At 65.4% G+C, this 25730-nt stretch carries 20 protein-coding genes; 5 read left to right on the top strand and 15 right to left on the bottom strand.

From position 1 onward, the window contains the following. Window positions 1-73: 73 nt before the first annotated feature. Together YP76_RS11885 and YP76_RS11880 are read left to right on the top strand one after the other, a co-directional pair. Window positions 74-958 carry a LysR family transcriptional regulator gene (locus YP76_RS11885; RefSeq protein ID WP_046763817.1) on the top strand — a complete coding sequence of 295 codons (885 nt, stop codon included), beginning with the start codon at window positions 74-76 and terminating at the stop codon, window positions 956-958. 95 nt (window positions 959-1053) lie between these two features. Beyond that, window positions 1054-2685 (top strand): Na+/H+ antiporter, encoded by a 1632-nt coding sequence (locus YP76_RS11880; RefSeq protein WP_046763816.1) that lies wholly within the window; start codon window positions 1054-1056, stop codon window positions 2683-2685. A 92-nt stretch (window positions 2686-2777) separates the two neighbouring features. On the opposite strand, the gene YP76_RS11875 is transcribed toward YP76_RS11880, so the two are convergent. The 8 genes from YP76_RS11875 to YP76_RS11835 form a co-directional block, all read right to left on the bottom strand. Continuing rightward, complete coding sequence (locus tag YP76_RS11875; protein WP_046763815.1) at window positions 2778-4067, bottom strand: MFS transporter; 1290 nt, start codon at window positions 4065-4067, stop codon at window positions 2778-2780. A gap of 207 nt (window positions 4068-4274) precedes the next feature. Next, window positions 4275-5012, bottom strand: a complete 738-nt coding sequence (locus YP76_RS11865; RefSeq protein ID WP_046763813.1) for a PilZ domain-containing protein — start codon at window positions 5010-5012, stop codon at window positions 4275-4277. Between the two features lie 83 nt (window positions 5013-5095). Next, window positions 5096-5263, bottom strand: coding sequence for a hypothetical protein (locus YP76_RS11860; RefSeq protein WP_157035765.1), 168 nt, complete (start codon window positions 5261-5263; stop codon window positions 5096-5098). A 10-nt stretch (window positions 5264-5273) separates the two neighbouring features. Next, the gene (locus YP76_RS11855) at window positions 5274-6449 is read right to left on the bottom strand and encodes a glycosyltransferase (RefSeq protein ID WP_046763811.1); all 1176 of its coding nucleotides are present in this window, start codon (window positions 6447-6449) and stop codon (window positions 5274-5276) included. A gap of 4 nt (window positions 6450-6453) precedes the next feature. Beyond that, a complete protein-coding gene (locus tag YP76_RS11850; RefSeq protein WP_046763810.1) occupies window positions 6454-6957 on the bottom strand; it encodes a DUF2141 domain-containing protein in 504 nt (167 codons plus the stop codon). Beyond that, the gene (locus tag YP76_RS11845) at window positions 6954-7895 is read right to left on the bottom strand and encodes a hypothetical protein (protein ID WP_046763809.1); all 942 of its coding nucleotides are present in this window, start codon (window positions 7893-7895) and stop codon (window positions 6954-6956) included. The genes YP76_RS11850 and YP76_RS11845 overlap by 4 nt, the downstream gene beginning before the upstream one ends. Continuing rightward, window positions 7892-9139, bottom strand: coding sequence for a glycosyltransferase (locus tag YP76_RS11840; protein WP_198147474.1), 1248 nt, complete (start codon window positions 9137-9139; stop codon window positions 7892-7894). Before YP76_RS11840 ends, YP76_RS11845 begins: the two co-directional genes overlap by 4 nt. Further along, a complete protein-coding gene (locus tag YP76_RS11835) occupies window positions 9117-9854 on the bottom strand; it encodes a polysaccharide deacetylase family protein (RefSeq protein ID WP_046763808.1) in 738 nt (245 codons plus the stop codon). The genes YP76_RS11840 and YP76_RS11835 overlap by 23 nt, the downstream gene beginning before the upstream one ends. Window positions 9855-10089: 235 nt before the next feature. Between YP76_RS11835 and YP76_RS11830 the strand changes: the two genes are divergently transcribed. Both YP76_RS11830 and YP76_RS11825 read left to right on the top strand, forming a co-directional pair. Continuing rightward, window positions 10090-11118 (top strand): endonuclease/exonuclease/phosphatase family protein, encoded by a 1029-nt coding sequence (locus tag YP76_RS11830; protein ID WP_198147473.1) that lies wholly within the window; start codon window positions 10090-10092, stop codon window positions 11116-11118. A 281-nt stretch (window positions 11119-11399) separates the two neighbouring features. Continuing rightward, the gene (locus YP76_RS11825) at window positions 11400-13955 is read left to right on the top strand and encodes a TonB-dependent receptor (RefSeq protein ID WP_084733125.1); all 2556 of its coding nucleotides are present in this window, start codon (window positions 11400-11402) and stop codon (window positions 13953-13955) included. A gap of 315 nt (window positions 13956-14270) precedes the next feature. On the opposite strand, the gene YP76_RS11820 is transcribed toward YP76_RS11825, so the two are convergent. The 7 genes from YP76_RS11820 to YP76_RS11790 all read right to left on the bottom strand — a co-directional run bounded on the left by YP76_RS11820 (window position 14271) and on the right by YP76_RS11790 (window position 23909). Further along, on the bottom strand, window positions 14271-15605 hold the full coding sequence (locus tag YP76_RS11820) for a HAMP domain-containing sensor histidine kinase (RefSeq protein ID WP_046763806.1): 1335 nt from the start codon (window positions 15603-15605) through the stop codon (window positions 14271-14273). 1 nt (window position 15606) lies between these two features. Then, window positions 15607-16299 carry a response regulator transcription factor gene (locus tag YP76_RS11815; RefSeq protein ID WP_232307521.1) on the bottom strand — a complete coding sequence of 231 codons (693 nt, stop codon included), beginning with the start codon at window positions 16297-16299 and terminating at the stop codon, window positions 15607-15609. 45 nt (window positions 16300-16344) lie between these two features. Beyond that, window positions 16345-18666 (bottom strand): TonB-dependent receptor, encoded by a 2322-nt coding sequence (locus tag YP76_RS11810; RefSeq protein ID WP_084733124.1) that lies wholly within the window; start codon window positions 18664-18666, stop codon window positions 16345-16347. Next, window positions 18629-19594 (bottom strand): FecR family protein, encoded by a 966-nt coding sequence (locus YP76_RS11805; protein ID WP_046763805.1) that lies wholly within the window; start codon window positions 19592-19594, stop codon window positions 18629-18631. The genes YP76_RS11810 and YP76_RS11805 overlap by 38 nt, the downstream gene beginning before the upstream one ends. A gap of 45 nt (window positions 19595-19639) precedes the next feature. Next, a complete protein-coding gene (locus tag YP76_RS11800) occupies window positions 19640-20179 on the bottom strand; it encodes an RNA polymerase sigma factor (protein ID WP_046763804.1) in 540 nt (179 codons plus the stop codon). A 72-nt stretch (window positions 20180-20251) separates the two neighbouring features. After that, entirely contained in the window at window positions 20252-21592 is a 1341-nt protein-coding gene (locus YP76_RS11795; RefSeq protein WP_046763803.1) for an alkaline phosphatase family protein, read from the bottom strand. Between the two features lie 4 nt (window positions 21593-21596). Then, window positions 21597-23909: a TonB-dependent receptor gene (locus YP76_RS11790; protein ID WP_046763802.1), complete on the bottom strand. Its 2313-nt coding sequence runs from the start codon at window positions 23907-23909 to the stop codon at window positions 21597-21599. Between the two features lie 241 nt (window positions 23910-24150). Here YP76_RS11790 and YP76_RS11785 point away from each other — a divergent pair, with 241 nt between their 5' ends. Beyond that, window positions 24151-25650 carry a CoA-acylating methylmalonate-semialdehyde dehydrogenase gene (locus tag YP76_RS11785; protein WP_046763801.1) on the top strand — a complete coding sequence of 500 codons (1500 nt, stop codon included), beginning with the start codon at window positions 24151-24153 and terminating at the stop codon, window positions 25648-25650. The last annotated feature ends 80 nt before the right edge of the window (window positions 25651-25730 follow it).

Here is a 25730-nt window from a genome sequence, read left to right as displayed (position 1 = left end):
TCAGGCACAGTGTGAAGAATGGAATTGATTAATTCCAATAATTATTTTATTGGAATTTCCATAGAAATTTCCGATGAATCGTATCGCCTTCTATCATATCGAGACTCTTCTCTGGATTGCCCGTCTGGGAACGTTCGGCGCTGCCGCCGACCGGCTGAATGCCAGCCAGCCGACCATTTCCGCGCGCATCAGAGAGTTGGAGGGGCAGATCGGCTTTCCGCTGTTCCAGCGCGAGGGCAGGAACATGATGCTGACGGTTCGCGGCCGGGAATTCGTCCAGCGATGCGAAACTTTGTGGACGACGCTTCAGCAGACCCTGCTGTCCCCCGACGAATTCAGAGGGGCTTCGGGCATAGTCCGCGTCGGGTCCGGCGAGATCGCGGCGGCAAGCTGCCTTCCGGTGTTCACCAACGCCATCGGGAAGAGCATGCCGAAAATCTCGCTGGAGATCGAAATCGATCTGACGGCCCATCTGATCGATGATCTGCTCAGCGGCCGCGTCGACATGGTCTTTGCCATCGGGCCGATCACGATGCCGGGCATAGTGGCGGCCACCATCCGACAGGTCGAACTGGTATGGCTCGCCAGCCGCGAACTGGGCGAAAGCATCACCGAAAAGGGCGGCGAGATAGAATCGACCGTGCCGCTCTGGTCGGTCGCGCGGTCGTCGCCCATGCACGATCTGATGGCCACCATGATCCGGAAGTCGTCCTTCCAGCATCCGCATGTGCATAACTGCAACAATGTGCGCTCGCTGATCGACATCGTGGAATCCGGCGGGGGCATCGGGCTGTTCCCGCTCAACATGGTGGAGGAGAAGATCGCGGCGGGCTCCCTCGTCAAGCTCGATGAGGAGGTGCCTCCGCCGATCCTCCTCCAAACCGCGATGCGCAGCGGCGATCACGACCCGATCATCTCCGAACTGTTCCGCCGGTCCTGCGAAATTTCCTACGTCTGAGAATTGGCCCCAACGAACGGCCGATCCGCAAACGGGGTTGCCCCTTCCGCCTTCCTCCCCCAAAGGTCTTCGGATTCCGGAACGGAGGGAAGATATTGGAGACAGTTTCGATCGTGCTATTTCTCCTGCTGGCGGTCGTCGTCAGCGGGGCGGTTTCCCGAATGTTGCCCGTCTCCATTCCTACACCTCTGGTGCAGATCCTGCTCGGCGGCATCATCGGTCTGTCGACATCCCACCGCGTCGAGCTCGACCCCGAACTCTTCCTGTTCCTTTTCCTCCCTCCGCTCCTTTTTCTCGACGGCTGGCGCATCCCCAAGGACGAGTTGCTCAAGGACGTCTGGACGGTGGTCGAACTCGCCCTCGGCCTTGTCCTCCTGACGGTCGTCGGCATGGGTTTCTTCATCCACTGGATGATCCCGGCCATGCCGCTCGCCGTCGCCTTCGCGCTTGCCGCCGTCGTGTCGCCGACCGATCCCATCGCCGTTTCCGCCATCGCCGCGCGCGTGCCCATCCCCAAGCGGATGATGCACATATTGGAGGGGGAATCGCTTCTCAACGACGCCTCCGGCCTCGTCTGCCTGCGCTTCGCCATTGCAGCGGCGCTGACGGGCACCTTCTCCGCCGGGGCCGCCGCACTCAATTTCCTCTGGGTGGCCGGAGCCGGCCTGGCGATCGGCATTGCCGTCACCCTCGCCGTCTCGCGCGTCAAGGCATGGGTCACGAAACGCTGGGGCGAGGACACCGGCTCGCAGATCCTCGTCAGCCTCCTCATCCCCTTCGGTTCCTACATGCTCGCCGAACATGTCCACGCCTCGGGCATATTGGCGGCGGTGGGCGCCGGCGTCACGATGAGCTTCGCGGAGATTTCCCGTCAGGCCATGGCCGCCACCCGGATGCGCCGGAACTCGGTATGGGACACGATCCAGTTCACGCTCAACGGCATCATATTCGTTCTTCTGGGCGAACAACTGCCCGCCATATTGGAAGGCGCGCATCAGACGGTGGCACTGACGGGTCACAGCTCACCCTGGTGGCTGGCCATCTATACCATAGCGATCATAGCCGGCCTCGCCATCCTGCGTTTCGCCTGGGTCTGGGCCTCGCTCCACCTCACGATCCTGCGCAAGGCCCAGCCCGGTGCCGCCATGCACAGCCCCGACTGGCGGCTCGTCGCGGCGACATCCTTCGCCGGCGTGCGGGGTGCGATCACCCTCGCGGGCGTGCTGACCCTGCCCCTCGTGCTGAACGACGGGACCGACTTTCCGGCACGCGATCTCGCGATCTTCCTCGCGGCCGGCGTGATCGTCGTGTCACTCGTCGTTGCGAGCGTCGCCTTGCCGATCCTGCTCAAGGGCCTCACCATGCCGCCGGAACCGTCGAAGCAGGCGGAGGAGGACAGCGCTCGCATCGCCGCTGCCGAGGCCGCGATCCAGGCGATCGAACGGCATCAGCATGCCCTGGCCGAACATCATGGCGAAGCCGACCTCTATGTCACGGTCGGCGGACGGGTCATGGACCTTTATCGGGATCGCATCGAAGGCCTGAACGGACATCAGGTCGATGAGGTACGCGCCGGAAAACGCCTTGCCGGAGAATTCGGTCTGGTGGCCGTCAAGGCCGAGCGCGAAACGCTGGCCCGGCTCGTGCGCGATCGCCAGGTGAGCAGTGAGATCGCCCACAAACTCACGCGAGAACTCGACCTTGCCGAAGCACGCTATCGCGGCTGAGACGAACCGCTCGCAAACCTCGTCATTCGATCTTCAGCAAATCGCCCGAACGGACGAGGCGGGAATATGCAACGGCATCTCCCGCCCTGATGTCAAGCGAGAGCGAGGGACTTTTCCCGCCCGCGATTGATGAACGGCACCAGCGCCGCACCGATGAGGCACAGGACCCCCGCCGCGACGAAGGCAGGCATATAGCTGTTCCAGGCCGTGCGGGACAGCCCGCCCGCCAGCGCGGCACTCGCCGCGCCAAGCTGATGCCCGGCGAATATCCAGCCGAAGACGACATTCGCCCGTTCCGGCCCGAAGCGCTGCGCCGTCAGCTTGACGGTCGGCGGCACCGTCGCCACCCAGTCCAGCCCGTAGAATATGGCAAAGATCGACAGGCTGTAGAGCGAGAAGTCGCTGAAGGGCAGATAGAGCAACGACAAACCGCGCAGGCCGTAATAGCAGAACAGGAGCCAGCGATTGTCGAACCTGTCCGACAGCCAGCCCGAGGCGAGCGTACCCGCAAAATCGAACAGCCCCATCATCGCCAGCATCGACGCGGCACCCACCGCCGCCAGCCCGTAATCGCCGCACAGCGAGATGAAGTGGGTCTGGACCAGCCCGTTGGTACTCGCCCCGCAGATATAGAAGGAGAAAAAGAGTATCCAGAAACTCGGCACCCGCGCGGCTTCGGCCAATATCCGAAGCGGCGTCATCATCAGCACGCCAAGGCTGGTGGACTGCACCGGCGGGGCATGGATCGCGCTCTCGCCATAAGGCGCCAGGCCCAGATCGGAGGGGCGGTCACGCATCAGCAGAACAGTCACGACCGCCGCCAGCAGGATCGCACCGCACACCAGCAGGATCGCGGCACGCCAGCCGAAATTTTCCGTCAGGGCGGCCATCAGCGGCAGGAAAGCCAACTGCCCCGTCGCGGTGCTCGCCGACAGCAGCCCCAGCACCAGTCCGCGCCGCGCCGTGAACCAGCGCGTCGCCACGGTCGCACCCAGCACCACGGCCGTCATGCCCGTGCCGACACCGATCACCACGCCCCACAACCAGACCAGCTGCCATAGCTGATCCATACCCAGCGACAGGAAAAGGCCGCCGCATATGATGGATAAGGAAACCAGCATGATCCGCCGCACGCCGAAGCGGTTCATGAAGGCAGCGGCAAAAGGCCCCATCGCGCCAAAAAGCAGGAAACGGATGGCCAGCGCGCCCGAAATATCCGCCGCGCTCCAGCCGAATTCCTTCTGCAACGGCACGATGAACACACCCGGCGCACCGACGGCGCTCGCAACCACCAACATGGTCAGGAAGGTCGCGGCCAACACCGCCCATCCGTAATGAACATGACGCGCCCTCAGAACGCGCGCCACGGCGGCGGAAAACATGCAGATCCCTTCCGGCAGAGGCGGAGGGGCGTTAAATGATGGGTGCCATAACTCTGGTCAAGAGGCCAGTGGGAGCCGGCTGGACGTGACGCTCCGCCGCATGTGCCTTGCGATACTGGAACAGGATCCGATCGGATTGAACCGGGTCACGCGCCAGGCGCGGTTCTCCTTTCGACAGGCCCAGGACATGCCTTGGCGCGAGATGCCCTAAAATTCTATATGGATCTGAACCTTCGACGGATTCACACCCGCCGCCCGCGCGATCCGTGCCTTGGCCGACTGGATCGCATGGGCAAGCGTTTCGGCGCTGGCGTCGGCGATGAGGGGCGCCGCCGCTTTCCGGAGCGTGGAATCGCCCTCGCCGAAAAGCAGTTGCTGCTCGGTCAGCCCGAAAATATCGGCCAGGACAAGCAGATTGTCCTTCCGCGGCGTGGTCCTGCCGGTTTCCCAACCCCAGATGGTCGGCTTGCTGAAGCCCGTCCGCTCGCACAGTGCGACCCGGCTCAACCCGCGTTCCCGCCGCAACCGACGCAGACGATCCGGCAAACCTTCCGCGATTTTCTCTTCGGCCTTGGTCTCGGCAGGCCCGTGGACGGACTCATTGACGGACTTTGCACCATCGCGATCCGGATTGCGCAGCCGCACCGCACTCACCACGGCCTGCGGCAGCGCTTCCACGAAACGGCAGCCGAAAAGCGGCTCATTCTGCCAGACGACGCGGGCGGCGACCTTGTCCGCCTCGGGCAGGGACAGGATGATCTCCTGTCCGACCTTCAGATTCGTCCGGGTTTCCACCAGCATGCCCGCCGTGGAAATATCATGGATCACGACATTCGCCTGCGCCTTGTCGAACGTGCCGGGCAGTTCGAGGCGAATACGCCAGCGAGCGGCTTCACGCCTGTTCTCGGACTTTGGCGGCTGTTCAACGATGGCTTGAATAGACATGGTCCCGTTACTCGCATCAATCGGGTTTCCGGAAGGTTAATCCGGCCCCGTAACGTCATTCGCGAACCCGGGCCGATCGGGCGTCAGTCCCGGTTCCTCAGCGCCCACCATAGGATCGCGGCCATGATGGACCAGTTGCCGCAGCTATGGACATGCCGCAAGCCGCAGGGATGCTCCTCTTTCGCGTCCCGTTCCATCGCCATTGCGGCTGGTGGTTTGCGGATCGCGAGAAACGGCAGGGATCGAACCATGGAGCGCCGCCTAAGCAGCATGACGGCGCCTCCCTTCCAACTCCCGATAGACCGCGAAAAGCTGGGCGAAATGATCGTCCATGGTCGTGACGGATGCCGCCATCGCCTGCGCCCGCCGGCGCTGCGCCTGCGGATCGCCGTTCAGGAAATCGGTGATGACCGCTGCCAGGCTGTCCGTCTGTGCCGCCCGGTAACGCAGGCCCACGCCATGCGCCGCCTGATCGGACGCGCCCCCCTCGTCCGGCACGATGATGGGAATGCCGCTGGCCCGCGCCTCGGCCGCGACCATGCAGAAGGTTTCCGCCTCGCAGCCATGGACCAGCGCGTCGGCGCTCGCCAGCATCTCCGCCAAAGCGGGCCGGTCGTGCATCGGCGCCAGCAACTGGATATGCGGATTGTTGGCCGCCGCCCGCCGCACCCGCGCCCGGTCGCGCCCGTCGCCGACCAGCACCAGCCCGACCGGATTGGCATAGCCGGCCGACGTCACCGCCTCGATCACCTGGGGCCATCGCTTTTCGGGCGCATGCCGCCCCACCCCCAGCAGCAGCGTCGCATCCGGCCCCAGACCGCATCGCTCCAGCAACCGCGCGCGCAGCGCCTCATTGCGGTGGCGCGGCGAGAAATAGCCCGGCTCCACCCCCATGGGCAGGGTGGCGACCCGCTCCAGCCGCCCGGCCGACAGGCGCTGCGACAGGCTGTCGCTGGCGCTCACCACCAGGTCGAAACTCTGGTCCAGCCGCCGCAGGTGGCGCCAGAACCATTCGAACCCCCGGTCGATCGTCGCGCGGCTCAGCACCGACCCGAACCAGCGATAGGCATAAGCGGAAAGCGGATCGGCATGCATGATCAGCGCGCGTGGCGCATCGCCCCGCCAACGCGCCACCATCGCCGCGCTCCCCCAGGGCGATGACGCCTCGACCAGATCGGGTTGCAGGCGGTCGAGCATGGCGTGCAGCGACTGTTCGTCGTCGAAATAGGAATAGCGCCGGTCGAGCGGAAAGCGGCGCGCGGGCAGCATGACGATGCGCCCACCGCCCTGGGTTTCGACCACCCGGTCATTGTCCGACGGGGCCAGGATGATGATTTCATGTCCCGCCTGCGCCCCGGCCTGGAGCTTGCGTTCGACATAGGTTTTCACCCCGCCGCCGCGCGGTGCGTAAAAGGCGCAGACATCGACGATGCGCATCGCGTCATTTCTCCAGCGGGCCGAAGGCGAAAAGCCCCCGGCGATAATTCATGGTGATGGCGATCCGCGCCGGTCCCGACCCGACCGTCGCGCGGGCCGCGGCGGCATGGGGCTTGGACCAGCCCAGCTTGGGATTGCCGGGGAAACCGATGCCGTCGATCGACAGCGAAAAGCGGCGATTGGCATCCCGGTCGTGCATCAGGCTGAGCGCATAGGTGCCCGGTCCCGGCGCGCGGATGCAAAGCTGCACCGGACCGGCGGCAGGCGTCGCCTCCTCCACCCGGCGGAAAACCTTTCCCGCCCCGACCAATATATTGTCGTCGGCCAGGAAATCCTCGTCATTGGCGGGATAGAGTTCCAGCTTGAGCCGGCCCTTGCGATCCTTGAGGCCCAGCACCTCGACCAGGAATGCCGGGCCATTCTCATTGGCGCGACACTGCCCCTCCGCCTTGCCGAGATCGGGCGTCGACGGGATGGCCGCGCCCGCCAGAAGGATGACCGCGATCATGCGGTGCGGCTTTCGCGCAGCAATTCGGTCACGCCCAGCACCATACCGACCAGCAGATGCGCGGCCAGGATCAGCGACGCCATCAGCGCCATGGCCGACACGATCTCGCTGTCGCGTCCGATCAGGAAGGCCGCCATGCTGGCGAACACCACATCCTTGTTGGGCAACAACGGCAGGCGGGAGACAAGCTGGCGCAGCGTGCCGAGCAATATCCACCAGCTAATCGCAATGTCGGGCAGCAGCAGATGCCACATCACCGCCGCCAGCACGGTCGTCGCCACGATGCGCGCCAGGTGGATGCCCGACACCATCCACAGATCCCGGCGCGGCAGGGTGAAGAGCCGCCGCCGCAGCAGCATCGCCACCAGCGACGAGGCGAGCACGAACAGAATCGACCCGCCGACCTCCCAGCGGTTCAGCCCCGCATCGACCGCGCCCAGCAAGGGCAGGGCCAGCGCCACCATCAGCAGCGTCACGCCGTTGCCGACCAGCGCGGACAGGATGGTCACATCCTTGATCGCGCCGAAGGGGGCGGTGGTGATCCGGCTGTTGCGCCGCGCCCAGGCGTAGAAATAGACCTCACCCAGATAACCGAGCAGGATCTCGTTGCTGACCAGCTTGCGCAGCAGCGCGCCGAAACCTTCCGCCGGGATCGCCCAAAGGCGCCGGAAGATCACCCATTCGGAAATCGGCCCAGCCAGATAATAGAGCGCGAAGGCGAACCAGAAGGTCAGCGACACCGGCATCAGCGCCCACAGGCGGCGCGGGTCGATGTCGCGGAACTGGTGCAACGCCACGACCAGGATCAGCACGGACACCAGCGGCCCCGCCCATCGGGTCCAGTTGCGGCCCGATTGGATCAGCGGCTTGGGATCAAGCGCGCCGTCCAGTGATGCGACCGTGGGGTTGAGGAGGCCGGTTGAGGTTTCTCCGATCATGGAAATGCTCGTCTTGATGGGCTGGAAGGGGTGACGTCGCCGCCGGCCGGAAGCCACAGTCGTTCCGGCTGCGATTTTTCACTGGAGCCGCCGAGGCGGGCCAGGGCGGTGAAATCGGCAAGGTAAAGGGGTGCCGCCGCTTCCAGCGTGAAACGGCGGGCCTGAGCCAGGCTCGCCGCGTCGTCCTGGACGATCCCGCCGGCCTGCGCGATGGCATCGGCCAGGGCCGCGGCGTCGCCGACCGGAACCAGCCGGCCCAGCGCGCCATCGCCCAGCAGCGCGCGCATCGCCGCGCTGCACTCGGTCGCAATGATCGCCTGCCCGGTCGCCAGCGCCTCCAACAGGACGGCGGGAACGCCCTCATAGTCGGAGGAAAGCAGGAAGATGTCGCCATGCCCGATATGGGATGCGGGATCGGGCACATGCCCCGCGAAATGCACGCGCCCCGAAAGGCCCAGCCGGTCGGCCAGCCGCTCAAGCCCACGTCGGTCGGGGCCATCGCCATAGAGCATGAGCCGGTCCTGCGGCCCCGCGCCCCGCGCGAAGGCCTCCAGCATCAGGGCGAAATTCTTCTGCCGCGCCAACCGGCCGATGGCGACGAAGCGCCGCCCCTCCACCGCCGGTCCGGCCATGGCTCCCGCCCGCAGGCGGTCGATCTGCGCCAGCGACAGCGCGGGGTCGGGAATGACGCTGATCGCGGGATAACGGGTCATGGCGCGGCGCGGACGGATGAGCGTCGCGATCTCCGCCTCCAGCCCCGGCGCCATGGCGATGAAGTGATCGATGAAACGCCCCTGCACCCGCAGCCAGAGGCGGTAGAATATCCGCCCCGCCCAGGGCATGTCGCGCCGTTCCAGATCATTGCTGATCTTGGCGACGACCGGCGGGCAGCGGCGGCCGAGCAGTCCCTTCATCGCCACCGCGACCACCGCATAGCTGTTGCCCGCGCAGAACAATATATCGGGCCGCAACCGCCGGATCACGCCCGGCAGGGTCACGATCATCCAGAGCGTCTCGCACCAGGCGATGGAAAAGCGCGGCGGCGTGGGCATGATGACATCCAGCCCCTCGCCCAGCTCCCCCCGCATCGCGCCGTCGCCGCGTCCCATGAACAGCGGCGCATCAACGCCCTGCTCGCGCCAGCGGCGCACCAGCCGCAAGGCGACGCGCTCCACCCCGCCGGGTTCGAAACTGTGGAGGAAGGTCAGCACGCGCATGGATTCAGCCCGCCAGCAGGTCGTCATAGCGGCCCGCCTCATGCGTCCGCGTCAGGCGGCGCAGGGCTCGGTCGATACTCGCCAACAGGCGCGGCACATGCGCATCCCCCGGATGGACGGCGACCCGCGCCACCGCCGCGTGGCGCAGCAGCGGCGGCAACAGCCGCGCCGCCAGCAGGGACGATGCAATGCGCGCCCGGCTGCGGCTGGCCCATGTCAGCACCGGCCCCCGCGCCAGCACCCGGCCCGTCGACGGCTGCCAGACCTTCATATGGTCCTCCGCCAGCGCAAAGCCGCTCTCCGCCAGCGCCTCCAGCGCCGATGGACCGTACAGCCAGGCCGGGGCGACGAAACCCGCGACCGGACGGCCGGTGATGGACTGGATCAGGTCGCGCGCATCGATCATGCGCCGTTCCGCGGTCGCCTTGTCCAGCCCCAGAAACTCGCCTTCCCCCGCGGTCATGTGCCGCGCCTTGAACCGCGCCGCCGCGCCGTCATGCGTCGCCATGTCGCGGTGGAACCAGCCATGGGCGAACATGCTGACGCCCGCATCCGACCAGCGCCGCAGCCGCCCGGCAAAATCACTGTCCGCCCGCAACGGATGGCCGCCCCAATGGTCCGGCACGACCAGCATCGCCAGCCGCCCCACGGGAACATGGCGGGCCAGCCGGTCCAGCAGCAGGTCGACCTCGGATTCGAAGCGCGGCCCAACATCGTGAATAGACAAGAGAAGTTTCTTCACGACTGTCCCCCACAGACTGAAGCAGACCCATTTACAGGCGCCGCTATGGTCGCGGCCGATGACTTGATGATGACAGTCCAGATCATGCCCATGGCTTTTCGCTCCTGCATTCAGGACGACACCCCATGCGGCAACCGCAGCCCGTCACTTTCATGAACTCTTTTTCATCTTCGGCGACAACTGCGGCGGCCGCTCTTCCCTGCCGTCATCTGCCCGTCCCCGCAGGAGAGAGAAGGTGCGCATTTTCGGACGAGCCGCACGGATGATAGCCACCATCGCACTGGTCGCGACGGCCCCATCGACCGATTCGCACAGCCTGTCGCCGCCCGCCGTCCCGGTCCCCTTCTCAGGGCAGCTATCGGTGCTGACCTACAATATTCACGGGCTGCCGTGGCCGATGGCCTGGGGCCGGCCCGCCGATTTCGCCCGCATCGCCGCAACGCTGCGCACGCTCCGGGTACAGGGGCGCAATCCCCATGTCGTCGTGCTCCAGGAAGCCTTCACCAGCGAGGCCCAGGCGATAGGGCAGGCAGCAGGCTACCCCTATGTCGTGTACGGCGCGGACGACGACGCCGGCAGCGATCTGACGCCCGGTCCCGCCGACCTGCGCTTCGCCGCACGGGAAAGCTGGCTCCATGGCGAAGGAATCGGCAAATATGCGGGCAGCGGCCTTCAAATCCTGTCCGATTATCCGATCGTCGACGTCCGCCGCATGGTTTTCCCGACCTTTGCCTGCGCCGGGTTCGACTGCCTCGCGAACAAGGGCGCGCTGCTCGCCCGCATCCGGCTGCCGGGACAGGCCGATCCGGTGGACATCGTCACCACCCATCTCAACAGCCGCCGCGCGTCCCGCGTGGCGGACGAACGCTCCAATCATGCCTTTGCGGAGGAACTTGCCGATCTCGGCCAGTTCATCCGGCACAATCACGACCCCCGCAATCCACTGGTCGTCGCGGGCGATTTCAACGCCGGACAGACGCCCGCCCGGCGCGCGGCGCTGATCGATCATGCCACCCGGGACTGGACGCCAGGCGTCATGGTCGACAATGCCTATGACGCTGCCCGGAATATCGGAATCGCGCTGTCAACCGACGCCCTCCTGTCCCGCCAACGCGCCCGCGATTGGGAATTTTTCGCGCCGGGCGCGACGACGAACATGACTTTGCGCGGGATAGAGGTGCCGTTCGGCCATGACGCTACCGGCGCCATGCTTTCGGATCATGTCGGCTATACCGCCATCTTTGACATGGGCCGACGGACATGATGGATGAAAGACGAGCCCCCATGATATTGAACGTCGAAACAATATCTTATATTTTCGTCTTTAAATCATCCTGAAACGATAAAATTTTTCTGCTTTCCCTTTCCGTATCATAGGTGGATAGTCCACGAAAACTCCCGGAAAATACTGATATTTTCCGAAAATGAACCGAAAATGACATAGTTATATTCTAATTATGACAATGATTGTCACAAAAATGTTGTGATGCGCCCCTAGTGGCCGCCCCGCATCCACTCGATGGACTAGAAAAGGGGTTATCAGTCATGATTCGCACTTCCACCAGCTTGCTGCGCATGTCGCTGGGCGGCCTGCTGCTGGCGTCGGTTTCCGCACCCGCGCTTGCCTTTGCCGCCACCGCCGATCAGCCTGCCGTCGACGCCGCGAGCGCCGCCGCCGAAGATGCCGGCCTCGGCACCATCGTCGTCACCGCGACCAAGCGCGAAACCAATCTCCAGGAAACCCCCATCTCCATGGCGGTGATGAGCACGGAAGCGCTCAAGGACCGCCACGTCGCCAGCCTTTACGACCTCGCCGACGGCGCCGTCCCGTCGCTGCGCATCGCGACCTTCGAAGCGCGCCAGTCGGCCCTCACCATCGGCATTCGCGGCATCGTGCCGCTCGACGCCAACCAGCCCGCCCGCGAACAGGGCGTGGGCATCTATGTCGACGGCGTCTACATGGGCCGCCAGCATGGCCTGAACGCCGCGCTGTTCGACGTCGAGCGCGTCGAAGTGCTGAAGGGCCCCCAGGGCACGCTGTTCGGCCGCAACACCGAAGGCGGCGCGCTCAGCATCGTCAGCAAGGCCCCGACCGGCGAATGGGGCGGCCGCGTGGAGGCTGGCGCGGGCAATTATGGCGGCCGCACCGCCGATGCCCATATCGACCTGCCCAAGATCGCGGGCTTCTCGATCAAGCTGGACGGCGTGATCCAGCATCAGGACGCGACCACCCGCAACCCGATGGCGGGCCAGGTCGGCTGGAACTATTACAACCGCAAGGGCGGCCGCGCCGCCGTGCGCTGGCAGCCGACCAGCAGCATCACCAACGACTTCGCCTATGACATTGCGAAGGACCAGAATACGCCCTTCTACAGCCAGCTGCTGAACTATGATCCCAATCATTGTATCAACGGCACCCAGGCATCGCAGCCCAATTGCAAGCTTCCGGGCACCAGCTACACCAACCTGACCGGCGGCCCGGTCAAGCCGCTGCTGCCGGGCGTGGTCGTGAACGGCGACACGCGCATGGGCGTCGCCGATATCGGCGTGCCGCAGCAGGTCAGCGTCGACAAGACCCACGGCTTCACCAACACGCTGAAGTGGGAAGTCTCGCCGGAGATCGAACTGCGCTCGATCACCGCGTGGCGCGGCGTCGACGCGACCCAGTGGGACAATAGCGGCGGCGCCCACCGTCCGCCGCTGGTCAATCTGGGCCTCGGCACGACCACCAGCGCCTGCACCGCAGCCGCACCCTGCGCCTTCAGCCGCTACAGCCTCGCCGACCTGCGCCAGCGCCAGTTCAGCCAGGAACTGCAGGCTGTCGGCACCGTGGGCAGCATCGACTATGTCGTGGGCGGCTTCTACTTCAACGAACATGTCAGCGACGATGCCGCGACCCCCAGCTCCATGGGCGCCGTTGCCGTCAAGAACGCGGCCGGCGTGGTCACCGGCGCCAACTATGTCCGCATCCCCTTCTGCACCGCATCCACCCCGGCCTTCGTCGGCTCGGCGGTGAACGGCTGCTCGATCGACCGTGCTTCGGAAGTCTGGTCCAAGAGCTACGCCGCCTATGGCCAGGTCACCTGGAACGCGACCGAGGCGCTGCACATCACCGTGGGCGGCCGCTACACGCATGACGAGAAGAAGGGCGTCCTGCACTATTCGCGCAACGTCAACTATGACACCACGCCGCCCGCCGCCAGCGTCGGCTACAAGCCGCTGGACGCCACCTGGAACCGCTTCAACCCGATGGCGACCGTCGCCTATGACGTCAGCAACGGCCTGCATGTCTACGCCAAATATGCGACCGGCTATCGCGCCGGCGGCGCCAGCTCGCGCACGTCCAACTATCAGGCCTTCAACCCTGAAGACGTGAAGTCCTACGAAGTCGGCCTGAAGTCGGACTTCTGGAACAATCGTGCCCGCTTCAACCTGGCCGGCTACATCATGGACCGCAAGAACAGCCAGGTCGACATCAGCTCGATCCAGTTCGTCGGGACCAGCAGCTTCAACAACCTCGTCACCATCAACGCGCCCGGCATCACCAAGATCCGCGGTATTGAGGCTGACCTGACCGTCGAGCCGATCGACGGGCTGACGCTGAATGCATCCTACGCCTACACCTATACGAAGATCCCGCCGGTGAAGATCACCGCCACGGATACGACGGGTGCGTCGACCAGCGTCTATCAGAACTTCTACATCGTCTTCACGCCGCGCAACGCCGCGAGCGGGTCGATCGACTATGCCCTGCCGATCGGCGGCGGCGACACGAAGCTGAAGTTCCACTTCGACGGCAACTATTCGCAGGCCACCCAGGCCTTCGACCAGTTCGCCACGAAGAATGACAGCTCGCTGATCTTCAACGGCCGCATCTCGCTCGCCGACATCGGCACCGGCCATGGCCGCAACCTGACGCTCAGCCTCTGGGGCCGCAACCTGTTCAACGAGCAATATGTGTTCCGCCGCGATCCGTCGAACAGCCTGCCCGCCGCTCCCACCACCAGCGTGTCGAACGGCAGCATCGCCAACGTGCTGGGCGACTATGGCAACTTCAACGCGCCGCGCACCTACGGCGTGGAAGCGTCGATCAAGTTCTGATCCCAGGCGGATCGAGAAAGAAATGGCGCGCTGCGACAAGCAGCGCGCCATTTTTTATGCGCTCTGACGTGGTCGAGGACAAATTCAAGACTCGCTGAACGGAGGAATTGGGTGGGAAGCGGACCGCCTGCTTTCCTTGAAATACACCGTGCTCCTGCGAAGGCAGGAGCCCAGTCCCGCCGTCTGTGGATCATCGCACCGTTTGAACTGGGCTCCTGCCTTCGCAGGAGCACGATGCGCTTAACGGCTGAGAATGACCGCAACTGGCCATTCCCCGACATCCCGGACTTGTCCACGCTGTCTAGGGTCCTGACCCTAGGCCCCCGGCAGGATCACCCGCGCCAGCAGGCCTGGCCGCGCATCCTCCAGTTCCAGCGTGCCGCCGTGCAGCCGCGCGATCGCGGCGACCAGCGGCAGTCCGAAGCCATATCCCTTCACCTGCCCCCCGCCCGACAAGCGGCCAAAGCGGTCCAGCGCCTTCGCCCTGTCCTGCTCCGCGATGCCGGGGCCGTCATCCGCGACGCTCAGCACCGTCCCGCCTTCCCCGGCCTCCAGCGTGATCCCGATCTCGGTCCCGCCGGGCGTGTGCCGCAATATATTCTCGACCAGATTGACGACCATCTGCGTCAGCAACTGGCCATCGCCTACGATCCGCGCCTCCGCCAGCGCCAGCCGGGCGATGCGATGGCCGCTTTCCTCGATCACGGGTTCCAGCGCCTCGACGCTATCCTCCACCAGCGCCTTGAGATCGACCGGCGCGAAATCGGCGCGGCGCGCACCGCTCTCCACCTCCGCGATCCGCAGCAGCGCGGCGAACAGGCCCAGCAGCCGGTCCGCCTCGGCCTGTGCTTCCTCGATACGGTCCCGCACCGCCTGCGCCTGCGGATCGCGGGCCAGCAGGCTCAACTGGTTGCGCAGCCGCGCCAATGGCGTGCGCAATTCATGCGCCACGCCGTTGGTGACATGCCCCATTTCCTCCATCAGCGCGCCGATCCGGTCGAGCATCCGGTTGAAGGCGACGGCCTGCCGGTCGAAGGCGGTGCCCGATCCGTCGACCGGCACCCGCTGCGTCATGTCGCCGTCGAATATCGCCTCCACCGTCGTGCGCATGTCGGTGATGCGGCGCCGCACGATCAGGGTGAACGTCGTCGCCGCCGCCAGCGCGATGGCGATGATCGATCCGAAACCGATCAGATAGATGCGCTTGCGCGCCGCATTATAATGGTCGAACGGCTCGGTCTCCGCGATCACGGCCAGCCGCAAGCCATCACCCAGATCGCGGGTCAGCACCTTGCCGTGGCTCAGCCCCTTGATCCGGTCCGCCACATCCACCTGGGACAGACCCAATGGCAGGGGCCGGGTCACGCGGACATTGCCCGCCACCTGGCTGCCATGATCGAACAGGATGAAGCCAAGGTCGCCGGTATCGCGGTCCCGCGCCGCGGCCATGATCCGCAGGCCGATCCGCCGCGCCTGCGCTCTCTCCCCCTCCGGCGCGATCGCCGCGCTCGCGCTGGCGATACGCTGTTCGACCAGATGGTCGATCGTCCGGAATGTCGCGAAATAGATGCCGAAGGCCGTGGCCAGCGTGGCGCCGAGGAACACCGCAAGGAAGGCGAGCGTCAGCGCCCGCAGCGATCGCAGCCTCAAATCATCCCCTCAACATATAACCGACGCCGCGAATGGTCTTGATCGGATCGTCGTCGCCATATTCGGTCAGCTTGATCCGCAACCGCCGGATATAGGCCTCCACGATATTGGTTGCCGGTTCGAAATCATAATTCCACACCCGCTCCAGCAGCATGCTGCGCGTCACGGTCGTACCGGCATTGCGGACCAGTTCGGTCAGCAGCTTGAATTCGATCTTCTGAAGGTTGAGCGCCTTGCCGTTGCGCCAGGCGCTGTGCCGGGTCGGGCTGACCAGCAGGTCGCCCGCGCGCAGCGTTTCCTCCGACCCCCGCCCCGTCCAGCCCCGCGCCCGCATCAGCGCGTGGATCCGGGCGTTGAGTTCGGCCGGATCGACCGGCTTCACCACATAATCGTCGGCGCCCCCTTCCAGCCCCTCGACCTTCTGGCGCGACTGGCCCAGCGCCGTCATCATGATGATCGGCGTCAGTATCTGATGCTCGCGCAGGCTCTTGAGGACCGCGATGCCGTCCATTTTCGGCAGGATGCGGTCCAGGATGATGAGGTCGAACCGGTTCTGCCCCACCAGTTCGATCGCCCGGCGGCCATCCTGGGCCAGCGTCGTTTCATGGCCGGACTGGTGCAATTGCTCGGCCAGTTGCGCGGCCAGGGCGTCGTCATCTTCGACGATGAGGAGGTGCAGAGACAATGATGTCATCCCGATGATTCGATTATCGTCCCCTGTCAGGCCGCTCTAGCATCCTCACCACCGCCGTGCGAGCGAAAGCGTCAGCATCCGGGGCGCCAGCGGCGTATATTGCGGTGCCTCCCGGATCGAAAAGGGATTGCCGAAGGCGAAGCTGTCCCCGCGCACATCGAACAGATTGTCGATCCGAACCGCCAGCGACCATGGCCCGCGCTCGACCGAACTGCTGGCCGACATCACGGTATAATCGCCCATGCCGCGGTCCAGGTCATCGTCGAAGGACAGGCGCGCATCGCCGATATAATTGGCCTGAAGCCCGCTCTGCCCGTTCCAGCTCCCGATCCGGTAATGGCGGGACAAGGAGACGCGTCCCGTGATCTCCGGCGCGACCGGCAGCCGACGGTCCGCCAGCTTCTGCCCCGCCTGCGATCGCAGCAGCCTGGCATCCTGCACCGAGCCGCCCAGCGACAGCGCGAAACCGCCGCCCATCCGCCAGTCCGCCGACCCTTCCAGCCCGACGATCCGCCCACGCCCGGCATTGCGCGTCGACACCAGTCCGTTGCGCAGCAGATAGTCCGACTGGATCTCGTCCCACAGCGTGTAATAGGCGCCCGCCGAGACCGACAGCCGATTGTCCCAGAAACTCTTGCGATAGCCAAGGTCGAACGTCCCCAGCTCATCCGCGTCGAAATGGCCCGACGCCGTCATCCCCGCGGGTGCCAGCCCCCCCGGCCGCATCGCCCGCGCATAGCGAAGGAACAGCAACCCCTCGCCCGGCAGCGTATAGGACAAGGCGAGGCTGGGCGAGAGGATCCACTTCCCGCTCTTGCGCAGCCGCTCCGCCTCCGCCCTGTCCGCCCTGGCATCATCCTTGGCCAGCGAATAGAACAGCCTCATGCCCAGGGTCGCGTCCAACCCGCGCGCCAGCCTGATGCTCCCCTCCCCGAACAGCGCATATTCGCTGACCACGCGGCGCAAATCCTCCACGTTGCGGGACATGCCGTCCTCGCCCGTCATCGCCCCCTGTTCGCGGGTCATCGCCCGCAGCATCGAAGCTCCCGCCACCCAGCGGCTGTTCCTGCCCTCGGACAGGCGGAACTCCTGATTCAGCACCGAATAGCGGCGAGCATCGTCAAAGCGCGCCTGACCCGTCAGCCCGAAAAAGGCCGCGGACGCGCTGGCATCCAACGTGTAGGAAAAGCGCTGCTCGACATAGCTGGTGGCCGACAGCAGTTCCAGCCCGCCCAACTCGCCGGTGATCGCGGCATGGGCCATCCTGAAATCATTGTCCGTCGGCTCCGCGATGCGACTCTGGCGGCGGAGGCGGTCGTCGGTTCCCGTCACATATTGGCTGTCGCGCGAATCGATATTCTGCATCCAGTAACCGGCATCCAGGGTCCAGCGATCCGACGGTTGCCACCGCACCGCAAGGCGCAGGCCTGCGCTATGAGTCGAATTGCTGTCCTTGCGCACGCCGCCGCTGTCGATCCAGCCGCCGTCCAAAAAGTCGTAGCCCACCGCCCTCACCGCCAGCCGGTCCCCCACCAGCGGCAGGTTCAGCATCGCTTCGACCCCATGGCCCGGCCGGCCATGCTCCACCGCCGATCCCGACAGCCTGACCCAAGCCTCGCTGTCCGTGGGATCGGGCCGGCGCGTCACGATATGATAGATGCCGCCCAGCGCGCCCGATCCGTAAAGCGGCCCTTGCGGCCCCTTCAATATCTCGATCCGGTCGACATCGATCAGGCGCAGGTCGGGGTCGGGCGCGTTGAAGGTGACGCGCGCCTCGTCCACCTGCACCGCGACGGTGGCCTGGCTCTGGCCGTTGAAGGGGCTATCGGCGACGCCACGGATGAACTGCCGGTTGCGGCCCGGACCCAGGTTGGTCATGGCCAGCCCTTCCATGTCCAGGCTCATGTCCCGGCTACCCAGCGACCGCCCCGCCTTGCCCATGTCGATCGCCGACATCACCGACACCGACAGCGGGATGGCGGACAACGCCTGCTGCCGCTTCTGCCCGGTGACGATGATGTCAGGACCCGCGAAGGCGGCGGGCGGGGGCGCGGCGGCAGGCGCGACATCCGCCCGCTTCGCCTTGCGTTCGAGTCGATACAGCCCCGGCCCCACCTTCACCGCCCGCAACCGCGTGCCGTCAAGCAGCTTGCGCAGCGCACTTTCCGCCGGGAACGTGCCGCTGACGCGCCGCGCCATCACCATGGGCAGGTCGCCCGGATAGCCCACCGACAGGCCAGTGATCTGAGAGAATCGAGCGATACTGGCCGTCAGCGGGCCGGCGGGCAGGTCGAAATTGTAACTGGCCTCACGCGCCTGCGCCGGGACCTCAGCGGCCGCCAGCCCTGCCAAGGCGAACACCGCCATTTTCGGCACGGACCGACAGATCCATGACCCCGGCCAGATCGCCCAACAGCCTCGACCCGTCACCGATGACAAGCGTACCCGAGAAATGACTGGCCTCCAGCGCAGGATCGACGATGATGCGCTTGCCCGAATAACGGGAAATATCCGCCGCGACGAGAGAAAGCGGCGCGTTGCTGTAAGAAAGCCTTCCCTGCCGCCAACTGCCGATTTCCTCGGGCGCGACCGGCGACAGCGCCAGCGCGTCGCCCTGCCGCGCCATCAGCTGATGCCCGGCCGTGACCCGGACCTCGCCGTCCGCCCCCTCGGACGAAACGCCGACCGCCCCTTCCGACACGGCCACCCGGAATCCGCCATCGGAAATATTGACCGAAAAGCGCGTGCCGATATCGGTGATGCGATAGGAACCGACCTGCACCGTCAGGCTGCGCGCGGGATCATGCCTGACCGAAAAATAGGCCTCGCCGCTGGCCATCTCGATGCGTGTCGCATCCTTGCCATGCACGACGATCCGGCTTTGGGGGGAAAGCATGACATGGGTCCCGCCTGCCAGCGCCAGCGACCGGCTGGCCCCGGCATCAGCGGCATAGTCCACGGCCATTTCGGGCGCGCGCAGCATCGGCACGGCGGCGACCAGCGCCAACGCGGCCGCCGCGCCGCCACCCCAGAGCCACATCTTGCGCCCCGGACGACGGCGTTCCGTTCCGTCCTGCGCGCCCGCCCGCGCCTCGACCAGCGCCCGGACCGCATCCTTATGCTCATCCACGGCCGCCGATACCAACGCCACCGCATCGAATGCCTCACGATGCCGGGTGTCCGCCTCCAGCCAGGACATATAGCCGTCCCAATCGGCATCGTCGCTTTCCAGCGCCGTCTGCCAATGCAGGGCCTGTTCGATCAGACCTTCGTCAATCTCCGACTGCGCCGTCATGGCGAGTCCCTTTCTTCCCTGTCACAGCTCACAAGACGGCAACCTTCATCCCTTACCCCAGTCCGACAGGGCACGGCGCAAATATTTCATGGCAACGGCCATGTGCTTTTCGACGCCGCTCTTGCTGATGCCGAGCCGAGCCGCCACCTCGGCATGACTCAATCCCTCCAGCTTGTGCAGTTCAAAGGCGCGGCGCGCGCCTCCGGGCAGGTTGGCAATGGCGGAGGTGAGCGTGGCCACCTCCTCCCGCGCGATCATCTGCTGTTCGGCATTGTCATGGCCGTCGACCGGCTCGATGCCGGGCGCGGCGAAATCCGTCTCCTGGTCCGCCCAGCGCCGGTCGCGCGCCATGCGCCGCTGCCGCTCGCGCAGGCGATCCACCATCATATTCTGCGCCATGCGGAACAGATAGGCCCGGCCGTTGGCCACGGGGCCCGCCGGCCGCTGCCGCACGCGCACCCACAATTCCTGAAGCAGATCCTCCGCCTCGCCCAGGTCGCCGGTGCGCGCCAGCAACAGGCGGCGCAATTCGGCCTGGTGCAAACCGTAAAGCGCTTCCACGCCGAGTTCTTCGCCCCCGCTCATGCAGGCTTCTTTTGCAAGGTCCGGGCCGCTTGCGAAAGTGAATTTTTCGCCACTTGCGGGGTTGAAGGGGAATCAGGGGGCCAGGGAAATCGGCGGCCTCTCCGCGTCGGGCAGCTTTGCGCCCATGATCGCCGCCAGCGTCGGCGCGATGGACCGCATGTCGATCTGGCCCAGGTCACGCCCCGCCGCCACTCCGCCGCCCCGGATCAGGAAGGTCGATTGCAGCGCCGCCGGTCCGGGAAAATAGCCATGCATCCCCTTGACCGGCGCGGGCGCGACGATCGGGGCGGCGGCGCCCCGGAAGATGTCGGTGACGAATCCGGGCTTCAGATCGACGTAGAAGGCCGCCTGCGGATTGCCCCCCATGGCGGCGATCCGCCCACGATCGGCGATCGCGGCGATCCCGTTGGCCGGATCGGCGGCGAGCCGGTCGAGCAGCGCCCTCACCTGCCCCACCAGCGCCTGATCGGCGGGATCGGCCAGCATGATCGCCGCCGATCCGCCGGAAATCCACGGAATCGCCCGCCAGGATGCGACCTTGCCGTCCGGGTTCAGCGTGATCAGCCCCGCATCGATGAAGGGCCGGAAGACATTGATGCCGGTCCGCGCCACCTCGAAACCATGGTCGCTCACCACCGCGATGACCGCGTCGGGATGCGCCTTCGTCTCGGCCGCGACCAGATCGCCGACGATCGCGTCGATCCGCTCCAGCACCGCCTTCGCTTCCGGCGTGCCGGGGCCCTTCCCATGCTGCTCATGGTCGAGCGCGGTCAGATAGACGGTCAGGAAATCGGGCTTGTGCGCGGCGATCAGCGCGGCGGCGAAGCGCCCGCGATTCTCGTCGCCCGGCAGGCTTTCGTCGATCCCCATCGCATAGGGGATGCCCACCGCCTGCTCCAGTTCCGCCTTCAACCCCGGCGTCGCCAGCGCGTCGAGCAGCTTCGCGTCGTCGCCATGGCCGGTGCGCCAGATCTGCGGCAGGTTCCAGGTCACGCCCTTCGCCGCGACGCTGACCGGCCAGTGGACGTTGCCGGTGGAAAGTCCCGCCTTCGTCGCCGCCTCCCATAGGGTCGGCACCTGGATGTCCCGCGCATACCAGGTCCAGCCCCCCTGGTTGATCTGCATCGGATCGAAGCTGTTATTGGCGACGATACCGTGCTTCGCCGGGGCCACGCCCGTCATCAGCGTCACATGGCTGGGATAGGTCAGGGTCGGCAGCACGCCCGTCACGTCGGAAGCATGGGCGCCCTCCTTCACGAACCGGCGCAGATGGGGGATGGCCAGGCCACGCTGTTCCGCCTCCATCACATCGCCGGGCCGCAGCCCGTCGATGGAAATCAGCAGGACCGGGTTCGCCGAAGCCGCGCCGGGAAGGGCGGCAAGGGCGAACATCAGCAGCGCGGCCTTGATCATCGGCTCAGAACCCCGCCTTGAGGGTGACGAAGAATTGCGACGGGGCACCGACCAGCAGCGTCTGGGCGTCGCCGCTATTGCCGAAGCCGCCCGACCCGATGGTGCCGATATAGCGCTTGTCGAGCAGGTTGGTGGCGTTGAGCTGCAATTCCAGATTCGGGCTGAAATGATAGCCGACGGTCGCATCCACGATCACCCGGCCCGGCACCGACGCGTCATTGGTATAGCTGTAATAGCGACGCGACATGTAATTGACGCCGATCCGGCCATAGGCGCCCTCATGCTCATAGTTGATCTCGCCCCGCGCGATATGCTTCGGGCTGTCCACCACGGTCTTGCCCCTGATCGCCGCGACCAGCGTACCGTTGCTGTTCACCACATCGTCGCGATAGGTCGCGTCGGTATAGCTGTAGGACGCATAGACACCAAAGCCGCCGCCAAGTTTCAGATCGCCGGCTGCCTCGACGCCCACCGCCCGGACATTGCCGACATTCTGGAGCGCCGAGGCGAAGCCCTGGATCGGGCTGCCGACCTGCACCGCGAGCAGGCGGTTGCGGAAGTTGACCAGATAGGCGCCCAGCACGCCGTTGAACACTGACGTGTTGTAGCGCAGGCCCAGTTCATAGGTATCCGACGCTTCCGGCTTCAGATTGTTCTTGATCGCATCGAAACCCGTCTGGTTGGTCGAGAAGGGGCCGGTGGTCGTCGCGCTGGCGAAGGCGCGGGTCGCCTGGGTGAAGCCGCCGAAGACTTCCGCTTCCGGGGAGAGTTCCACCGCGAAACCGGCATGGGGTTGGAACCAGTCCTCCGCCTTGATGCGCCCCTGCGGGAAGGTCGCCTGGACCACGGCGTCGGCCTCGTTCGTGACCTTGAACCCCTTCCAGCCCAGGTTGATCTTCACCATGCCGAAGTCGATCTGGTCCTGGACATGATATTGGATCGTGTCGGTGGTGAAATCGAACTCCCACTGGGTCGCGAAGGGATTCTTCGGATAGTCGCGGAAGCTCAGGCCCGGCTCGGTCCGGCTGGCGAAGGCGTAGAAGCGGCGGGCCTGGTTGAACTTGTTATTCTCATACCAGCCGCCGACCGTGAAATTCTGGATGCCGAGCGCAAAGTCGACGCTGCCGAACACGCCGATCCGGTCCATCCGATATTCGGTGGTGCGCACCGACATGGGCACGCCGTTGGGGCTGGGGGTATAGGGCGTCGCCCACAGGCCCATGCCCTTATTGTTGTGATAATAGCCCTTCAGCTTGAAGCTGGCATGTTCGCCCAGCGGCGCGGAGACGCCGATCGCGCCCAGCCAGTCCTTGCGCAGGCCCGACGCGTCATAATAGGCGTCGTCGGCGCTGGTGACGTTGCCCGGATAGACCTGCCCGCCGGAGACGAGCGCGCCGCTATAGTCGTAGCGGCCGTCGGGGAAGGGCGAGCCGCCGCTGTTGCTGACCAGATCGACGTCGTTGAGGCGGCTGGCATAGTCGATGGCGCGGGCATAGTCGGGATATGTATTGTCCCAATCCCAGCCCAGCCGCCGGATCATCGACATCGACATGTCCTGATAGTCCTGCTCGCGCCGGTCGGAATAGCTGAGCCAGCCGTCGACCGTCACGTCACCGACGGGGATCACGACCTTGGCATTGCCCATATGCTGGTCCTGCGTGCCCTGGCCCTTATATTTGTCGGTCGAGCCATAGCCGTAGGAGACATAGCCGCGAATGCCGTCGCGGCTGCCCAGCGCGAGGCGGGCGAAGGCGCGCCAGGTCTCGTCGCTGCCATAGGTGAGGTCGCCCTGTCCGGCGAGCGCGCCGCCGGTCAGATAATCGGCCGGATCGGCGGAGAAGGTCTCCACCGTTCCGCCCAGCGCATTGGTCGCCTGGGTGCCGATCGACCCGGCCCCCTGCGACACCCGCACACTGCCGATATTTTCGGAGCTGATCGCGCGGGTGATGTGCAGGCCGTTATGATTGCCATAACTCATGTCGCCCAGCGGAATACCGTCGAAGGTGAAGCCGAGCTGGTTCTGGTTGAAGCTGCGGATGGTGACGCGCTGCGACCATTCATAATTGCCGAACGGGTCCGCCGACTGGAAATTGACGCTGGGCAGCTTTTCGATGGCCTTCAGCGCATTGGTGCCCGGCGTCAGGGCGACGATGTCCCTGTTGGTGATTTCCTGCACCTGCCGGGTTTCGCCCCGACCGTAGACGATGATGTTGGCGCCCTCCGCCGCGGCATCGGCGGCAGGCGCGGGCTCCTGGGCGAAGGCTGGCAGGGCAATGACGGCGGTGGATGCCATCAACAGGACGGTGGAGATACGCATGGGTCTTGAGTCCCCCTTTTCGGACCGGTGATCGGGGACGCCCTAACCGCGCGATGTTGCACTGCGATGTGATCCGCTTGACCAAAGCAAGTCATTGCCATGACGAGACCGTGACAGCACCTGCATTCATGCACAACCAATGTGCCATCATATCTGTATATCTGCAAAGCCGACAGGCGTAGAACGACAATCCTACCCCACACCCATCGCCCATACCCCATCACTAGGAGAGGACGGGAATATGCGTTCAATTACTCATTACATTCATGGAGTCGCCGCCGCCCTGCCCGGCGCGCGCCTGTCCGACGTCCTCGACCCCGCCACCGGCGCCGTACAGGCGCAGGTCGAACTCGCCACCCCCGCCCATCTCCAGAAGGCCGTCGACTCCGCCCTGCAAGCCCAGCCCCAATGGGCCGCGACCAACCCGCAGCGCCGCGCCCGCGTGATGTTCCGCTTCAAGGAACTGATCGAGCAGAATATGGACGAACTCGCCCACCTGCTCTCCTCCGAACATGGCAAGGTGCTGGCCGACGCCAGGGGCGATATCCAGCGCGGTCTGGAAGTCGTCGAATTCGCCTGCGGTATCCCGCATCTGCTGAAGGGTGAATATACCGAAGGCGCCGGTCCCGGCATCGACGTCTATTCGATGCGCCAGCCGCTCGGCATCGTCGCCGGCATCACCCCGTTCAATTTCCCCGCGATGATCCCGCTGTGGATGAGTGCCATGGCGATCGCCTGCGGCAATGCCTTCATCCTGAAGCCTTCGGAACGCGATCCCTCCGTCCCCGTCCGCCTCGCTGAACTGGCAATGGAAGCGGGCCTACCCGCCGGCATCCTGAACGTCGTCCATGGCGACAAGGAAATCGTCGACGCCATTCTCGACCATCCCGATATCAAGGCGGTCAGCTTCGTCGGTTCGTCCGACATCGCCAATTACGTCTATGCCCGCGGCGCCCAGAACGGCAAGCGGGTCCAGGCGATGGGCGGCGCGAAGAATCACGGCATCATCCTGCCCGACGCCGACATGGACCAGGCGGTGGCCGACATCGTCGGTGCGGCCTATGGCTCGGCGGGCGAGCGCTGCATGGCGCTGCCGGTGGTGGTGCCGGTCGGCGAAGCCACGGCGGACGCCTTCCGCGCCAAGCTGGTCAGCGCCATCGAAACGCTTCGCCCCGGCATTCCGACCGACCCCGACGCCCAATATGGCCCGCTCGTCACCGGCCAGCACAAGGCCCGCGTGGAAAGCTATATCCAGATGGCGGCGGACGAGGGCGCCGAAATCGTCGTCGACGGCCGCGGCTTCTCGCTCCAGGGCTATGAGGAGGGCTTCTACCTCGCCCCGACGCTGATCGACCGGGTGACGCCGCAGATGAAAAGCTACCAGGACGAGATTTTCGGCCCGGTGCTCCAGATCCTGCGCGCCAAGACCTTCGAGGAGGCGCTGAGCTATCCCTCCAAGCATCAATATGGCAATGGCGTCGCCATCTTCACCCGCAATGGCGACTATGCCCGCAGGTTCGCCGCCAATGTCGAGGTTGGCATGGTCGGCATCAACGTGCCCATCCCTGTGCCGGTCGCCTATCACAGCTTTGGCGGCTGGAAACGGTCGGGCTTCGGCGATCTCGACCAATATGGCATGGACGGCGTGCGCTTCTACACCCGCACCAAGAAGATCACCCAGCGCTGGCCGACCGGCGGGGCAGTGATCGATCAAAGCTTCGTCATTCCCACGATGGCATAAGAACAAGGGACTGCGATGGCGGCGGCGATGTGGATCGTCGACCGCCTGGCCCTTTCTCCTGCTCGAACGGGTGGCGGCAT

This window comes from Sphingobium chungbukense, assembly GCF_001005725.1.
GTDB lineage: Bacteria > Pseudomonadota > Alphaproteobacteria > Sphingomonadales > Sphingomonadaceae > Sphingobium > Sphingobium chungbukense.
This window is presented reverse-complemented; position numbering and strand designations above follow the sequence as displayed.

Coding starts and splice junctions, on each gene's coding strand:
- YP76_RS11885 (WP_046763817.1), top strand. CDS start 74: ATGAATCGTATCGCCTTCTATCATATCGAGACTCTTCTCTGGATTGCC.
- YP76_RS11875 (WP_046763815.1), bottom strand. CDS start 4,067: ATGTTTTCCGCCGCCGTGGCGCGCGTTCTGAGGGCGCGTCATGTTCAT.
- YP76_RS11865 (WP_046763813.1), bottom strand. CDS start 5,012: ATGTCTATTCAAGCCATCGTTGAACAGCCGCCAAAGTCCGAGAACAGG.
- YP76_RS11860 (WP_157035765.1), bottom strand. CDS start 5,263: ATGGTTCGATCCCTGCCGTTTCTCGCGATCCGCAAACCACCAGCCGCA.
- YP76_RS11855 (WP_046763811.1), bottom strand. CDS start 6,449: ATGCGCATCGTCGATGTCTGCGCCTTTTACGCACCGCGCGGCGGCGGG.
- YP76_RS11850 (WP_046763810.1), bottom strand. CDS start 6,957: ATGATCGCGGTCATCCTTCTGGCGGGCGCGGCCATCCCGTCGACGCCC.
- YP76_RS11845 (WP_046763809.1), bottom strand. CDS start 7,895: ATGATCGGAGAAACCTCAACCGGCCTCCTCAACCCCACGGTCGCATCA.
- YP76_RS11840 (WP_198147474.1), bottom strand. CDS start 9,139: ATGACGACCTGCTGGCGGGCTGAATCCATGCGCGTGCTGACCTTCCTC.
- YP76_RS11825 (WP_084733125.1), top strand. CDS start 11,400: ATGATTCGCACTTCCACCAGCTTGCTGCGCATGTCGCTGGGCGGCCTG.
- YP76_RS11815 (WP_232307521.1), bottom strand. CDS start 16,299: ATGACATCATTGTCTCTGCACCTCCTCATCGTCGAAGATGACGACGCC.
- YP76_RS11810 (WP_084733124.1), bottom strand. CDS start 18,666: ATGGCGGTGTTCGCCTTGGCAGGGCTGGCGGCCGCTGAGGTCCCGGCG.
- YP76_RS11805 (WP_046763805.1), bottom strand. CDS start 19,594: ATGACGGCGCAGTCGGAGATTGACGAAGGTCTGATCGAACAGGCCCTG.
- YP76_RS11800 (WP_046763804.1), bottom strand. CDS start 20,179: ATGAGCGGGGGCGAAGAACTCGGCGTGGAAGCGCTTTACGGTTTGCAC.
- YP76_RS11795 (WP_046763803.1), bottom strand. CDS start 21,592: ATGATCAAGGCCGCGCTGCTGATGTTCGCCCTTGCCGCCCTTCCCGGC.
- YP76_RS11790 (WP_046763802.1), bottom strand. CDS start 23,909: ATGCGTATCTCCACCGTCCTGTTGATGGCATCCACCGCCGTCATTGCC.
- YP76_RS11785 (WP_046763801.1), top strand. CDS start 24,151: ATGCGTTCAATTACTCATTACATTCATGGAGTCGCCGCCGCCCTGCCC.